The sequence below is a fragment of the Pseudomonadota bacterium genome, from assembly GCA_026388255.1.
GTDB lineage: Bacteria > Desulfobacterota > Syntrophorhabdia > Syntrophorhabdales > Syntrophorhabdaceae > JAPLKB01.
Genome location: JAPLKC010000097.1, coordinates 1 through 15138 on the forward strand (window position 1 = coordinate 1; position 15138 = coordinate 15138).

17 protein-coding genes and 1 pseudogene are annotated in these 15138 nt (G+C 44.0%); 14 read left to right on the forward strand and 4 right to left on the reverse strand.

Annotation, left to right across the window (positions count from 1 at the left end; translation table 11 throughout):
- Positions 1 to 471: 471 nt before the first annotated feature.
- The 11 genes and pseudogenes from NT178_15160 (at position 472) to NT178_15210 (ending at position 11124) form a co-directional block, all read left to right on the forward strand.
- A pseudogene (locus NT178_15160) lies at positions 472 to 750 on the forward strand (type II toxin-antitoxin system RelE/ParE family toxin).
- A 12-nt stretch (positions 751 to 762) separates the two neighbouring features.
- Positions 763 to 1098 carry a HigA family addiction module antitoxin gene (locus NT178_15165; GenBank protein ID MCX5813867.1) on the forward strand — a complete coding sequence of 112 codons (336 nt, stop codon included), beginning with the start codon at positions 763 to 765 and terminating at the stop codon, positions 1096 to 1098.
- A gap of 386 nt (positions 1099 to 1484) precedes the next feature.
- Positions 1485 to 1952: a CGGC domain-containing protein gene (locus NT178_15170; GenBank protein MCX5813868.1), complete on the forward strand. Its 468-nt coding sequence runs from the start codon at positions 1485 to 1487 to the stop codon at positions 1950 to 1952.
- Positions 1953 to 2396: 444 nt separating this feature from the next.
- Positions 2397 to 3296, forward strand: a complete 900-nt coding sequence (locus tag NT178_15175) for an oxaloacetate decarboxylase (protein MCX5813869.1) — start codon at positions 2397 to 2399, stop codon at positions 3294 to 3296.
- A gap of 566 nt (positions 3297 to 3862) precedes the next feature.
- Positions 3863 to 4069 (forward strand): AbrB/MazE/SpoVT family DNA-binding domain-containing protein, encoded by a 207-nt coding sequence (locus tag NT178_15180; GenBank protein ID MCX5813870.1) that lies wholly within the window; start codon positions 3863 to 3865, stop codon positions 4067 to 4069.
- Entirely contained in the window at positions 4066 to 4446 is a 381-nt protein-coding gene (locus NT178_15185; GenBank protein MCX5813871.1) for a type II toxin-antitoxin system VapC family toxin, read from the forward strand. The genes NT178_15180 and NT178_15185 overlap by 4 nt, the downstream gene beginning before the upstream one ends.
- A 212-nt stretch (positions 4447 to 4658) precedes the next feature.
- Entirely contained in the window at positions 4659 to 6062 is a 1404-nt protein-coding gene (locus NT178_15190) for an MATE family efflux transporter (GenBank protein MCX5813872.1), read from the forward strand.
- Between the two features lie 98 nt (positions 6063 to 6160).
- Positions 6161 to 6955: an alpha/beta hydrolase gene (locus tag NT178_15195; protein MCX5813873.1), complete on the forward strand. Its 795-nt coding sequence runs from the start codon at positions 6161 to 6163 to the stop codon at positions 6953 to 6955.
- 110 nt (positions 6956 to 7065) lie between these two features.
- The gene (gene acsC / locus NT178_15200) at positions 7066 to 8406 is read left to right on the forward strand and encodes an acetyl-CoA decarbonylase/synthase complex subunit gamma (GenBank protein ID MCX5813874.1); all 1341 of its coding nucleotides are present in this window, start codon (positions 7066 to 7068) and stop codon (positions 8404 to 8406) included.
- 69 nt (positions 8407 to 8475) lie between these two features.
- Positions 8476 to 10776: a PAS domain S-box protein gene (locus NT178_15205; protein ID MCX5813875.1), complete on the forward strand. Its 2301-nt coding sequence runs from the start codon at positions 8476 to 8478 to the stop codon at positions 10774 to 10776.
- A complete protein-coding gene (locus NT178_15210; GenBank protein MCX5813876.1) occupies positions 10777 to 11124 on the forward strand; it encodes a cupin domain-containing protein in 348 nt (115 codons plus the stop codon). It begins immediately after the preceding gene.
- A gap of 4 nt (positions 11125 to 11128) precedes the next feature.
- On the opposite strand, the gene NT178_15215 is transcribed toward NT178_15210, so the two are convergent.
- Genes NT178_15215 through NT178_15225 form a run of 3 tightly spaced genes read right to left on the reverse strand, consistent with a single transcriptional unit; the run spans position 11129 to position 12630 of the window.
- Positions 11129 to 11998 carry a nitroreductase family protein gene (locus NT178_15215; protein MCX5813877.1) on the reverse strand — a complete coding sequence of 290 codons (870 nt, stop codon included), beginning with the start codon at positions 11996 to 11998 and terminating at the stop codon, positions 11129 to 11131.
- Positions 11999 to 12033: 35 nt separating this feature from the next.
- Positions 12034 to 12171 (reverse strand): hypothetical protein, encoded by a 138-nt coding sequence (locus NT178_15220; GenBank protein ID MCX5813878.1) that lies wholly within the window; start codon positions 12169 to 12171, stop codon positions 12034 to 12036.
- A 60-nt stretch (positions 12172 to 12231) separates the two neighbouring features.
- Entirely contained in the window at positions 12232 to 12630 is a 399-nt protein-coding gene (locus tag NT178_15225; GenBank protein ID MCX5813879.1) for a nuclear transport factor 2 family protein, read from the reverse strand.
- A gap of 474 nt (positions 12631 to 13104) precedes the next feature.
- Here NT178_15225 and NT178_15230 point away from each other — a divergent pair, with 474 nt between their 5' ends.
- The 3 genes from NT178_15230 to NT178_15240 all read left to right on the forward strand — a co-directional run bounded on the left by NT178_15230 (position 13105) and on the right by NT178_15240 (position 14459).
- On the forward strand, positions 13105 to 13560 hold the full coding sequence (locus tag NT178_15230; protein ID MCX5813880.1) for a rhodanese-like domain-containing protein: 456 nt from the start codon (positions 13105 to 13107) through the stop codon (positions 13558 to 13560).
- A 76-nt stretch (positions 13561 to 13636) separates the two neighbouring features.
- On the forward strand, positions 13637 to 14209 hold the full coding sequence (locus NT178_15235; GenBank protein ID MCX5813881.1) for a DUF6125 family protein: 573 nt from the start codon (positions 13637 to 13639) through the stop codon (positions 14207 to 14209).
- A gap of 52 nt (positions 14210 to 14261) precedes the next feature.
- Positions 14262 to 14459 (forward strand): hypothetical protein, encoded by a 198-nt coding sequence (locus tag NT178_15240; GenBank protein MCX5813882.1) that lies wholly within the window; start codon positions 14262 to 14264, stop codon positions 14457 to 14459.
- On the opposite strand, the gene NT178_15245 is transcribed toward NT178_15240, so the two are convergent.
- Positions 14423 to 15138 (reverse strand): TRAP transporter large permease subunit (locus NT178_15245; GenBank protein ID MCX5813883.1); only part of this gene is annotated, 716 nt, incomplete at its 5' end. The genes NT178_15240 and NT178_15245 overlap by 37 nt on opposite strands.

Consider the following 15138-nt stretch of genomic DNA (forward strand, 5'->3'; position numbering starts at 1 on the left):
CCGGGACACCAGGCTCCGGCTGACGCCCATGTTGGACCAAATTATGGAAAAGAAATTCATTTTTGGATCATTTTCGGTGATTACAGACACAGTGTCCGTAGCGTTTGCTCTCACATTGAGAGCAAAGAGAGAAATCTCTGTAAAGCCAATACAGGCTTTTGTTTGAACAATTAAGTATTGTTGGTGTTCACTGTGAACACCAACTTGGAAACCTTTTGAAATATGTTTTTATTTGAGTACAAAAAGGTAAAAAAAGGTTCAGACCTCCTGACCTCAGCGGGACGTAGGGGATATCTTAAAAATTAAATAACTGAGGTTTAATTGATACGAAAAACCCAGAAAAAAAGGAGCTTGCCCAACCAGACGCTGGAGCCATTCGGCAACAAAGAACGTTGCCTCTGGGTCAGCTTTTTGTTGGGTCTCAATAATCATGCTTGACGTTAATCACGATAAGCGTTACCATAGGATAACATGATCAAATCGTTTAAATGCTAATATACTGAAGCACTTTCAAAAGGTGATGCCGTCAGGCAGTTCGCAAATATTGCCAGGGTTGCACGTCGAAAACTGAGGCAGACAGAAATTGCTGGTCGACTCGATGATCTTCGGATTCCACCAGGTAATCATCTCGAAGTGCTAAAGGGGAATCGTTCCGGTCAGTATAGTATTCGTATTAATGATCAGTGGTGTGTCTGCTTCCGTTGGACCGACGCAGGTGCAGAAAATGTGGAAATCGTTGATTACCACTAAGGAGAATTCATAATGAAAAAGCTTGAACCCGTCACTCCCGGAGAAATTCTTTTAGAGGAGTTTCTGAAACCCATGTCTCTCAGTCAATATCGTTTGGCCAAGGAAATCGGGGTTCCCGCTCAACGTATCAGTGAGATAATCGCAGGTAAGCGTTCAATTACTGCCGATACCGATTTACGGTTATGCCGGTTCTTCGGGCTATCTAATGGCTATTGGTTGCGTGCTCAGGCTGCCCACGACACAGAGGTTGCAGAGCGCACCCTTGGTCCATCATTAAAGAAGATCAAGCCTTGGTCGGTATATGTGGCCCAACCAGTCGTTGGGGGGATCGAAGGAGACGTTCCTTAAAAAATAAATAACATTTTTAAAATAGAGGTGTCATTGAATACGGAGAGTCAATTACCGATGGAGGTTTGGAACTGCGGACAATGTGTACGCAACATTGGTAGCAAACGTTGCTACTGAACCTGTAATCTCTGTAAAGCCAATGCTGGCTTAGGTTTGGAGCATTAATACTATTTTCATTCAATGTGAATGAAAATATGAAAATACCGTGAAAAAGGACCCCCCTTATGGCCGGTTATTAATTTATTAGTTCTCCATGTTAATTTTTCTTGATGATTTGTTTACACATCAAAAAATATATTATAATTTAAAATAGACAATACAACAGGCATTCGATGCCGGTGAATAATTCATAACAGCCGGCATATCACTCATAAAAAGGAGGTAAGATGGCAAGAATCGGTATTTTAACCTGCTCTAACGCAACACAGGATTTGGGATGTTCGTCATATCTTTGTTTCCAGGATCTAAATGAAGGCGCTGGTGAATTTACCCGGTACGCACAAAGGGGCGATAAAGCAGTGCTTGCAGGAATAATAAACTGTTCCGGCTGTCCCACTGCACATGCCCCGGAGAAGCTTATTAACCGTATCAAATCATTAACTGAACTGGGGGTCAACGCCATTCATTTTGCAACATGCGTCAAACTCCTGTGCCCCTTCAAAGAGAGATACTTCAAAATACTTAAGGAAAACTTTCCTGAAATTGAATTCGTAGAGGGAACTCATGGGCACGCACCGGGTGTAACGCCTGAAATGTTTGCAGGCGCAATGAGACACATGCTCACCCAGCCAAAGCCAACCCTTGCAAACATAATGCGTAAGACTGTAAAAAAAGCGGATAAGCCGGAAACTTAACAACCAAGGGGAGAAGGGGACAACTAAAGTTAAATAACTCTTGAAACAAAGGTATTATTGAAGACGGAGAGTCAATGACCGACGATGGCTGGAACCTGCGGACACTGTGTCCGCAACATTTTCTGTAACAGTTACAGAAAAAGGTTAATTCTTAGCAAAGCAAGAACTGGCCTTGGTTTGGAGCATTAATACTTTTTTCATTCACTGTGAATGAAAATTTGGAAACCCCATGAAAAATGCCCCCTGGATATTCCGTTAGGGAAAGAGAGGGCTCATAAAACTGGTGACAGAATCACTGATTTTCCTCCCCCCGGAAAGCGAGAGAAGAATAAAAAAAAGGCATAGAAGCGTTCCAGCAAGGCAATCCAGCTAATCGGCCACAAAGCGGGCCTCTGGTTGATCCATATGTCGGCGTGCTAATTAACTGATAACAGGAGGTTGTAAATGAAAAAGACTACACTATTTAAAAACTATGTTCTTGATGATGAAATACTTATAATGCCCGGGGTTCCCGATGCGTTATCTGCTATAATTGCGCAAAATGCTGGTTTTAAGGCCATTACAAGGGGTGGTGCATCCGGAATTCATATTCTAGGCAAACCTGATTTAGATTTAGCCACATTGACTGAGTTAACAGACTGGACACAAAAAATTGCAGATGCTGTTGACATACCTGTATTTGCCGATGGAGATACGGGTCACGGAAATGTCACGAATGTAGTCCGTACTGTTCAACTATTTGAAAGAGCTGGGGCCGCAGGACTTTTTATAGAAGATCAAGTATCTCCAAAGCGTTGTGGACACACGGCGGGCAAACAACTAATCCCCGCAGAAGAGATGGCTGCAAAACTGATAGCAGCCGTTGATGCACGTAAAGATCCGGATTTTGTGATTGCGGCGAGGATTGATGCCATTGCTGTTGATGGCATCAATGCGGCCATTGATAGGGGTAATATATATCGTGAAGCAGGCGCTGATTTAATTTTTGTTGAAGCACCTGAATCTGTCGAGCAAATGCGTAAGATTACCAGCGAAATTGATGCACCACATATGGCAAATATTATTTTAGGTGCAAAAACACCAATTCTTACTCCACGACAGTTGCAAGAAATAGGATATAGTGTTGCAGCATACCCTGCCGTCTCTTCATGTATTATTACAAAAGCACTGAAAGACTTTTTCGAGGAATTTCAACGTACTCTCGATTATGAAAGCTTTAGCGATAGGATGATGAATTTCTATGAATTTTTTAATCTTGCGGGATTGGATAAGATCAGAGATGCTGAGGAAAGATATACCGAACAAGGCAGAGAAGTGGTTAAAAACTATAAAAAACGATTTTGATAAAACAAACTCAAATCCCCAACGAGAGCGCTGCACTTGACAGCTATGCCGCCGCACTTCATAGTGATCTGCCCCCAAAATAATGAATACACCGAAAGGCTTGTCAGGGGGCGAAGGGGACAACTTAAAAAATTAACCCGGATACGTCATTGGCAACGGTACCGGGCGATTGCGGATTCTGTATCCGAGACGTTTACACCAACTGTTGGTGTAAAACAGGAAATCTCTGCAAACCCAATACTGGACTTGGTTTAGAACGTGTAGTCTTTTTGCTCTCAATGTGAGAGCAAATTACCCTATCCATAGAAACACTTCTTCAAAAGAGGGGTAGATGAAAGGAGGAAACAAGCCAAAGGGTAGAAGATGGAATGTAGCACAAAGACATGGGAAACAGAGACGATAAAGCTAAAAGACATGATAAAAAAGTTTCAATGCCATGCAGCCAATTGCCCAAACTGCGGCCTCTGGCTGACACTGGTGTTATCCATAAAATAAGAAACAACTACTTGTAATGCCATACAATACCCGCTATAATATTACGAAACAACTATCGATGGAGACTAAGTATGGAAGTAGTTAAGATATCCCCAAAGTTTCAGGTTGTGATTCCAAAAAAACTTCGAGATACCTTGAAGCTAACGCCAGGACAAAAGGTTCAGATGGTTGTCTATGGTAACAGAATCGAGATGATTCCTTTGAGAAAAATATCGGAGATGAAAGGGTTCCTCAAGGGAATAGATACAACGGTAGAAAGAGAGCCTGATAGATTATGAACATAGTCGATTCTTCAGGCTGGCTTGAATACTTTTCCGATGGTCCCAACGCCTCCTTCTTTTCCATGCCTCTTCAAGAAACAGCAGACCTTGTTGTCCCTACCATCACAATCTATGAGGTATTCAAGGTTGTTTGCCGCCAGCGTAGCGAATCAGATGCCCTCCAATCGATAGCTCTTATGCAGCAGGGGTATGTGGTAGACCTCACGTCAAATATATCCATTCTGGCAGCAAAAATCAGTATTGACCATCATTTGCCCATGGCTGACAGTATTATATTGGCAACCGCACGTGTATACGGAGCAACCATATGGACTCAAGATTCCGACTTTAAGGAAATCGACGGGGTTCAGTATATTGTAAAGAAAAACGGATAACCATGCCATGCAGCTAATCGGCCATAAACCGGCATCTCGCCGATCCATGCTTCGACTTAGGAGAATAAATGGACTACGATGAAGATAAGATAGACGAGTACTCCCTGTACTTCTCTGCCTCTTGCATTGCACGTCCAGGAAATGTGGAAATGAGTCGGCTCGGGTTATAGAACCGGAAGAATGAGACCATCGAACCAGGCAAGGATAAAGATTTGACCTCACCACCCCCGAATAAAAAATTAGGAAAAGATTTAACAACAGGAAGTATTCCCGGACACATCCTGGCTTACTCAATCCCTATGCTGATAGGCAATCTGGCAAGAACAAGCTACCATATAATCAATATCATATGGGTCGGGCATCTGGTAGGAAAGGATGCTGTTGGAGCGGTGGGCGTCAGCTTTCCCATCATTTTCATACTAATAGGGATTTTTATCGGTATGTCGCTGGCAACGACGATACTTGTAGCACAGTATTACGGGGCAAAAAAATACGACATGGTTGAAAAGGTGGTAAACAATTCATTCTTATTATCATTGATAATCGGAGCATTTTTTACAATTACAGGCATACTTTCAAGCGATTTTCTTCTAAGGCTTATGGAAACGCCGCCGGAGAATTTTGCCATGGCGTCAAGCTATCTCAAAATAAACTTGGCCGGTTTTACCCTTCTTTATATGGATTTTCTCATACATTCCATACTCAGGGGCATTGGTAATACAGTGATCCCCCTGGCATTTTCATGCATAAGCATGGGAATGAATGCGATTATTGATCCGTTTTTCATCGGAGGTTTCGGTCCTTTTCCCTTAAATGGTCTTAACGGAGCCGCCTATGCGACATTAATATCGCAGGCTGTATCATTAGCAATAAGCATTATTTACCTCAACAAAAAAGATAAAATGATAGCGTTCAATCTGAAAAAACTCATCTTCGACAAGCACATAACCTCTCTGATTGTTAAGATAGGCCTTCCGTCAGTAGCCCAGCAGTCCCTTGTTTCCCTCAGCGTAATGTTCATAACAACCTTTGTTAATGGCTTCGGCAGTGCGGCCACAAACGCCTTCGGCGCCGTCGGGCGGATAGATATGTTTGTTTTCCTGCCTGCAATGTCTATGGGCATGGCGGTCTCTGCCCTGACAGGACAAAACCTTGGCGCGGGGAAACCCGAGAGGATAAAAGAAATATTTAAATGGGGAAATGTAATGACCTCATCTATAACTATTTTTATATCGCTTATTGTGGTTTTTCTCGCCAGACCGATACTTATCATGTTCGGCCTCGGGAATGACGTTAACGTTATGGATATAGGTATCGCCTATATGCGCATCGTAGGTTCCTGCTATGTATGTTTTGCGATAATGTCCATATCAAACGGTGTTGTAAACGGTGCAGGCCATACAATTATAACGATGTTTTTTACCTTTCTGTCGCTGTGGGCAATAAGGGTACCGTTAGCATGGCTTTTGTCAAAGACCTGGCTTGGCCTTACAGGGATATGGATTGCCATGTCGCTGAGCTTTGTAATAACAATGATAATCAGTCTTATTTATTACTTTTCCGGAAGATGGAAAAAATCCGTAATTAGAAAGACTTCTGTTAAAGTGTCATTATAGGGTGACAACAGGGATGTTGTTCTCCGGTGTTGTGTTCCATCGTATTCTCATATTAAAGAGTTTTAGCGTTACGATAATCTACTGAGGAGAGGGTGTGTATGATAGACTTTAAAAAAGGCACAGAACAGATGGATCACCCGGAGATTCTTTGCCGGCTTTTTTTCCCATGCAAGGGATCCGTGGAAGGCCTGAGACTGCCGAATGTGCTAAGCCCTCTTTTTGAGGTGGAAGAAGGCGTTTCTATTGGCTGCCGGTTTTACCCAATACAAAAAGATGGCCCCAATATTTTATATTTTCACGGAAATGGTGAGACATGCCTCGATTACGACTATATTGCACCGCTTTATTGGCAGCGGGGGATAAATCTTTTTGTGGCTGATTATCGTGGGTATGGATACAGCGGAGGCAGACCCACCTGTAGCAGCATGGTGAATGATGCCCATCCGACCTTTCATGGTTTTGTGACTTTGCTTCGTGATCAGGAATACACCGGTGATCTTTTTGTAATGGGCAGATCCTTAGGAAGTGCCCCTGCTCTTGAAGTGGCCTATTATTACCATGAAAAATTAAAAGGATTGATTGTGGAAAGTGGTTTTGCCGTTGCCAGAAATCAGTTTGGAAGGCTGGGCGCCCTTCACCTGCTCAAAGAAGGAGAAGAGCCTGTCGGTTTCGGTAATGACCTGAAGATAAAGGAAGTAACCATCCCCACTTTGATTATTCACGGGGAAGAGGACGAGATTATCCCGTCCACGGAGGGTAGGGCGCTTTATGCACTATCCGGGGCTTCGGAGAAGGTCTCGCTCTTTGTACCTAATGCCGGCCATAATGACCTGATGATGCTTGCTACGAATGAATATATGACGGCCATTGAAAAGTTTACAAAAAGGCAATAAAGAAGCAAAGATGGAACATCATATACATTATATATAAATGAGCTTGCTTCATACATTGTAGTATCCTATAATGTAGAAACTTCTAAAATTATACTATTAAGGAGAATAGAATGGCGCTTACGGGGATACAGATTTTCAAGCTTCTTCCCAAGACAAATTGCGGAGAATGCAAGCTTCCTACCTGCCTGGCCTTTGCAATGGCGCTGGCATCCGCCAAGGCTGAACTCGACGCATGTCCTTATGTGGCTGATGATGCGAAGGAACAGTTGTCTGATGCGAGTGCCCCCCCGATAAGGCAGTTGACGATAGGGGCAGGGGATTTTGAGGTAAAGACCGGCGGCGAAACGGTTTTGTTCAGGCATGAGAGGACATTTATTAATAAACCTGGTCTTGCAATCCTTATAACTGACTGCATGGATGACGGGGAAGTGGAGAGTAGATTTGCAAAGCTCGCTTTTCTTCAGTATGAACGGGTTGGCCTGACGCTGAGACCAGAGCTTGTTGCATTGAAGGAGACGGGCAATAGGGAAAGATTTATTAACCTTGTAAAAAAGGCCTGCAAAGAGCCGTACAGCATAATTCTCATGTCCTCTGATCAATCTTTTATGAAAGCTGCCCTTGACATTGCAAAAGACAGGAAACCCCTCATATACGCTGCAACTAAAGATAATTACGAGGCCTTCGGCGAGCTTGCAAAGGAATATGCCTGCCCGCTTGCCGTAGCCGGACAGGGTATGGAGGGAGTGGCGGACTTGACGGGGAAACTTATTGGCATGGGGCTTAAAGACCTTGTAATAGACACTTCAACACGAACAATAAGAGAGAGCTTTCAGGAACAGTTGATTATCAGGCGTGCAGCCATCATGAGTAAGTATAAACCGCTTGGATTCCCGACTATTGTTTTTCCTGCGGAAATGACCGGCGACCTGATGAAGGAAACGCTTATCGCCTCATGCTTTATTGCTAAATATGCAGGGATTATCGTTATGAGTGATTTTGAAGGCGAAAGCATCTTTCCGCTTCTCCTCGAGAGGCTGAACATATATACGGATCCGCAGAGACCCATGACAACGCAGGAAGGCATCTACCCTGTAAATAACCCGGATGAGAATTCACCGGTTCTGATTACATGTAATTTTACCCTTTCATATTTTATAGTGAGCGGCGAGATAGAAAATTCGAGGATTCCGAGCTGGCTTTGCGTGATGGATACGGAAGGTTTGTCGGTGATGACGGCATGGGCCGCAGGTAAATTTTCCGGTGATATTGTAGGCATATTTATAAAAAAGTCCGGTATTGCCGATAAAGTAACACATAGGAAGCTGATTATCCCCGGTTATGCTGCAATGATCCTCGGCGACCTCGAAGAAGAGCTTCAGGGATGGGAAATCCTTGTGGGGCCGAGAGAAGCGGCACATATACCGGCGTATTTGAAGATGCAGAAATCATAATGGTTTACGGTTCTATACCCTGATTCCTGGCTGGAGCTGTAAGGGTATATTTAATTACAGGCAGGATAAATGCCGCAAAAGCTTATTAAAAGACTTAACGATTACCAGGAGATAATAAACCGTACACCTGTTGTGGTGTTTGTATGGCGTATTGTTCCGGATCATTCGATTGAGTTTGTTTCAGACAATGTCCAAAAATATCTTGGTTATTCGGCTGAAGATTTTATCTCGGGGCGGGTCCTTTTAACGGATATAATATACCCGGAGGATATGCCGAGCTTCGAAGCCGAACATACTTCATGCAGACAGCCAGGCGGACAGGAGTTTGTTCGGCAGTATCGTTTAAAAACAAAATCAGGTGAGTACCGCTGGTTTGAAGACCGCACATCAGAACTGGTTGATGAATCCGGAAATGCTACCCACTGTCAGTCAATCGTTATTGATATAACAGAGCGGAAGCTGATGGAGGACAGACTGAGGGATGGCGAGCGTTTCCTGTCAAATATATTTTCAAGCGTACAGGACGGCATCAGCGTCATTGATAAAGACTTCAATATCGTTCGGGTTAACCCTACAATGAATCGGTACTATACAAATAGTGTGCCCCTTATCGGAAAAAAGTGTTACGAAGCCTATCATAGCCAGGAAAAGCCCTGTGAAGCTTGTCCAAGTATGAGGACATTCGAAAACGGTAAACCTGCCCATGAGGTAATGTCGGAACGTAGCTCCGGTGAGGATGCAATGAGATGGCTTGACATGTATACTTTTCCACTTATAGATATGGATACAGGTGAGATGAATGGGGTGATAGAATATGCGCGTGACATTACGAAACGCAAAAATGCGGAAGAATCGTTGAAAGAGAATGAAGCTAAATTTCGCACACTGTTTGATCTGGCAAATGATGCGATCTTTTTATTGGATGGGGACAAGGTTGTTGACTGCAATGATAAAACGCTTGAGATGTTCGGGTACACAAACGAAGAGATGATCGGAAAAGAGTTGTATGACTTTTCGCCTCCTTTACAGCCGGACGGAAGGGATTCCAAAGAAAAGTCTATTGAAAGGATCAACAATGCAATTTATGGCGAACCGCAATTCTTTGAATGGAAGCATTTAAGACAAGACGGTACGGTTTTTGATGCGGAAGTGAGTCTCAGTCTATTTAAATTTAAAGACAATGTTTTTACCCAATCTATAGTCAGGGATGTGACTTACCGCAAGCGCATGGAAGAAGAGCTTGTTAAATCAAAAAATCTTGAGTCCATAGGCACGCTTGCTGGCGGCATAGCCCACGATTTCAATAATCTTCTCATGGTTATTATGGGCAACATATCTCTTGCGAAATTGCATTTAAGCCCGGACAGTAAGGCTGTAGAGAGATTGTCCGATGCCGAAAACGCCTCGATTGCAGCAAAAGATTTGACTCAGCAACTTATTACGTTTTCCAGAGGCGGAGAGCCCTGGAAGAAGATAATAGCTGTTGCGCCCGTGATAAAAAGCACTGCACGGTTTGTGCTGAGCGGTTCCCGTATTAAATGTAAATATTTTCTATCCGACAGTCTCCATCCGGTACATGCCGATGAAGTTCAGCTTCGCCAGGTTGTTCACAATATCATGAATAACTCAAGAGAGGCCATGCCGGCAGGCGGAGTAATCACGATACGTGCTGAAAATGTTGTGATTACTCAAAAGGACAATGTTCCGCTGCCTTATGGAGATTACGTAAAGATTTCCATAGAGGACAAAGGCATAGGGATTAAAGAGGAATACCTCAGCAAGATCTTTGACCCTTATTTTAGCACAAAAGGTATGGGCGTCCAGAAGGGCATGGGACTTGGCCTTTCGGTTTCATATTCTATAATAAAGAAACATGCCGGATATATTTTGTTAGAATCTTCCCAGGGGGTGGGAACAACCGTCCAAATATACCTGCCTGCATATAAGAAAGAAGCAGAAGGAGTTGTTGCAGGGGAAGTCATCCCGGTAAAAGGAAGGATCCTTGTAATGGACGATGTTGAGGAAGTGAGGCTTGTTACAAGCAATATGCTTATTAAACTGGGGTATGAAGTGGCATGTGCGGAAGACGGCAGAGAGGCGGTAGAACTTTATAAGCAGGCCGGAGAACTTGATGCTCCCTTTGACGCAGTGATACTTGACCTTACCGTTCAAGGGGGTATGGGAGGGAAAGAGGCGCTTTTTGAGTTGCTTTCAATAGACCCGTATGTGAAGGCGCTCATTGCATCAGGGTACACAGATGACCCTATTATAGATAATTTCAGAGAGTTTGGATTTAAAGCTGCTGTGATCAAGCCCTATAAAATGGAAGAATTGGAAGAGGTTTTAAAGAAGTTGATTCCCCATCCGTAAATGACTGCCATAGAAATTAAAAACATTTTTGAAGATATTCAGGGTTCTGTTTCTGAAGAAGTTTTTGAAACCTTATTGGATAAAGGTAATTTTAAACTTGAAAGGATTGTCTCCACAGGTCAGTCAACACCTGAAGGGATATGGTATGATCAGGAGACAGACGAATGGGTTATTATGCTTACAGGGAGCGCCGGTTTGTCTTTCAAGGGTCATAAAGAGATAAATGTGTTGAAGCCCGGAGACTATCTGTTTATCCCGGCACATACCATCCACAGGGTAGAATGGACAGACAGCCGCGAGAAGACAATATGGATGGCAATCCATTTTCCAGCCGCCCAGAGGTTATAAACATTTACATCCACGTAATTTTCGCTGGGTTCCGGTCAATCCATTGTGAAAATGTTATTTCAGGATATCCTATAGCAAGCCCGCCATATACCTTGTGTTTCCCGTGTAATCCGAGAAGTTTCGGTATAGTTTTATCATTGTTGCATGCCAACACGACGTAGCCCGTATAAAAATTGCCAAGTCCGAGAGAGCAGGCGGCAAATGTGGCATTCTGAAGAGAAAGATTGGCGTTTTCATTGGCAAAACGGATTGTGCTGTCTGCATGAAACAACAATAGTGCAGGCGCTCCAAAGAGAACAATATCCATATCCTGGCGCATTTTCTCCAGGATATGTTCGAACTGACTGGCCCATCGTGCAACTGTCCCGGCATCCTGCCCTGTGCGCAGGAGATAAAGTTTCCTCCAGACAGGGTTTTTGAGTCTTTTTGCCACCTTGCCAAGCCATGTTGCCGTGCTGGAAGCTATGGCCTGAAGAAGGGATTTATCTTGAACCACTATGAACCGGGTGCTCTGGGCGTTTTTGGCGCTGGGTGCGAACCGTGCACCGTCAATCACCTTCTCGATGATCTCATTTTCGACCGGTCTTTCCTGAAAAGTCCTTGTGGAACGTCTCGATACGATCATCTCCCGGACCTGCTCATAGGAAGGTATGAGGTTCCTCCGGACGGGATATATATTTTCCGGCGGACAGTCGACCTGACGGATTGCCCCTGAAGGGCATATCATGACGCAATGGCCGCAGGAGTTACACGATTCTTCATGTGCCACTACAGGTAAAGAACCTTTGCCCTCCCAGGACAGGACTTTCTGACAGATGCTGACACAGAGACCGTCCTTTCGGCAGCGTTCCTGGTCAATGGTGATAATGGGCATATTTCCTCCTGCTATTACGGTTTTGTTAAAAACTGCTATCCTCTTGCCCACTCTGTGAGAGAACGGGTTGTTCTGCCTTTGTATGTGTCCATTCCTGGGGTTTGTGTTGCGAAGGCTTGTTTCAACACGGTCAGAACCTCTGACTTCTGCGATATGTCAAGCGTCTCTATCATGTTACAGTTCTCCCTTGAGGAAAGTGCGCAATCCGCTGCTGCAAGCGGTGGTTATCCGTATTATTGTGGATATGGTGAGAACTGGTCAGCCACAGCCCACCACCTGCCATCCTCTTTCACAAATACGAACATATCACGACCACCCATTCCGATTATTTGCCCACCAGTCTCGAAGGCCATATCAAAGTAGTACGTGACAACGGCTGAATCACCATAGACTTGGATCTTGGGGTCAATCTCCTCCCAACGATGAACCTTCGCCATTGATAGGAAACCGACCCATCCCGCAACGCAGTCTTCTCTGCCCTCACGTCGATTTCTGTCTGTTGGCGTAATTGCTACCATGTCTTTATGGAAGAAATTTTTAAGGTCTTTCCCATCACCTTTCGTCCACGCATCATTCAGCTTGCGCAACGTTTCCCATACCTCACCCTCTTTCCCTTGAAATAGTGATTCCATTTAATCCTTCTCCTTTCTCCGTATAACATTTAATCTCTATCAGTGACAAATATACAGGAGTAAATCGTGTAAGAATTCCATCGTTTCTGAAACGCATTCAAGCCAATTGGGAATTGAAGTTATTCTGCATTTACGTGATGCTTATTAACCGGCCCCTGTATTTTCATAATACTCCATTTTGTTTGATTTGCAAGGAAAAAACAGATTGTTGCCGCCTGTAATAATACATGATGGCCGGCAATGGCAAAGACCAGCTTTCGGAAAGTCGTTCGCTTCAGGCAAAAACCGCGCAGCTTCAACTATTATTTTACATGTGAAAAATTTGATATGATATAATTATCGCTACATTACCCTGGAGTTGTCATAGTAATCACAAAATGGATTGTGGCACTTTTCCGGGAGAAATACTGTTGGATGAAGGATAATCAGCTTAACAGAGTCCCGGTTTTTTTAATTGGGAAATAGGAGGAGAATGTGGGGTTAAGAAAGATTTTTTTAATATGTTTGGTTCTTGCAGCATTTACCGTTGCCTGCGCCAAGATGGACCAGACACAACGAAATACGGCGGGAGAAGAAAAAACAACAGCAGTTGTTAAAGTGCTTGAGCCTAAAGATGCCCACGAATTTATAAGGGCAAACAGGGACAACCCTGATTTTGTGATTCTCGATGTACGTACCCCTGAAGAATTTGAAAGTGGCCATATAGAAAATGCTGTAAATATTAATTACCATGCTGAGACATTTGCTGCCGACCTTGACGGACTCAATAAGTCTAAGACATATGTGGTCTATTGCAGGACCGGCAGGCGTAGCAGCGATACGGTAAGTATTATGGCACGCCAGGGTTTTAAAAATGTCTACCGTATTGCCGGTGATATTGTCAGGTGGAAGGCGGAGAAGCTTCCTTTGGCTCAGCTCAAGGTAAGATAGTGATATAAGAAAGTCGTTATGTTTTGCTGAAACTGTATGATGCCCAGACATTATATATTTTAGAAAGAGATCGGCAATGGGTGAAAAAAAGCAAGATTTTGAAATTATGGATAATCCTGTTCAGGGGGAATTAGAAAGACTCCCCAGGGAAACCCTTATCGAACTTATAAAGATGTACTCGAGAAACTGGTATACATGTGACGGCCTGTGGTTTTCTGAGGTGGAAAAACAATACGGTACCGAGAAGGCTCTTGAACTTGACGTTATCATGTGGAAGGTATCGTCAAGGCTGGAGGCGCAAAGGATCAAGGAAATGCTTGATATCCGGGAAAATGGCGGCATTGACGCTGTGCTGAGGGCAATTAATTTTATGAGCTGGGCCCCTAATTTCGGCTACCAGATCGAAAAAATGGTTGATAGAGCCCTCTTAACAGTTACCATTTGCCCTCCTCAGGAAGCAAGGGTAAAATCGGGAAGAAGTGAATTTGCCTGCCGCCCTACCTTTGAATTAGGTTTTCAAAATGTTGCAAATGTGATAGATCCGAGGGTGAAGATATCGTGCAGATACTGCCCCCCTGCCTCCCATCCGGCGGACAGTTGGTGTCAATGGGAATTCAAGGAAGAAAGTCTGCTGCCCGAAACGCCCTGAAAAACCGTTTCTTCAACTCATCGGTAAATTCCGGACGGAGAAAACAGTCCATATGGCTTGCATTGTTGATTACCGTAACCGGCCAATCCCTTCGGATGCGCTGAAGAGGGACAAAATACATTTTCTTGACAGGATTGTGATCACCAATAACAACTGCGGCATTGGTACGGATATTTTTCAGGGGTGGTGGAAGTTGACCAAGCTTAATTGCAACTATTTTAAGAAGGCAAGGCTCAACCAGGGAAGATAGGTAATGATCGCAAGCCCGATAAGGAGTATACCGATGAATGGAAGCGAAGCAAAGTAAAGGCTTAATATCGGTTTGTTGAAACGGATACTGGAAATGAAAAGGTTGATCCCCAGGGGGGGTATGGATGCCCCGATCTCCAGATTAGCCAGGAAGATGATCCCGAGGTGAACAGGATGAATCCCATAAGCCTGGGCAACAGGGGTAATAAGAGGAACCACAACGGTCAGTGCGGGAAACATGCCCATAATGCACCCGACCGCTAAAAGGAAGAAGTTGAGCATGATAAGAAAAAGGAAGGGGCTCGTAATATGGGCTTTTAGAAAATCCAATGTCTTCATGGGGAGTTCTGCATCGATTAAATAATTCGTCAGACCGAGGGCTGCCCCCAGGATAATCAGAATCCCCCCTACCAGCACCATACTTTTTTTCATGATCTGCGGCAGATCTCTCCACTCAATATCCCTGTAAATGAATACCTCCACCACAAGCACATAGGTCGCGGTGATAGCGGCAGCTTCACTTACCACAAAGTATCCGCCATAGATGCCTCCCAGTACCACAATAGGGAGCGGGAGTTCCCAGATTGAACCCTTCACTGCCCTGAAAACCTCCGTTATATTAAAACCGGTGCGCGGAACTTTGACTGCAATTGCCTTGTTGAAACAAAACAGGGCAAGGA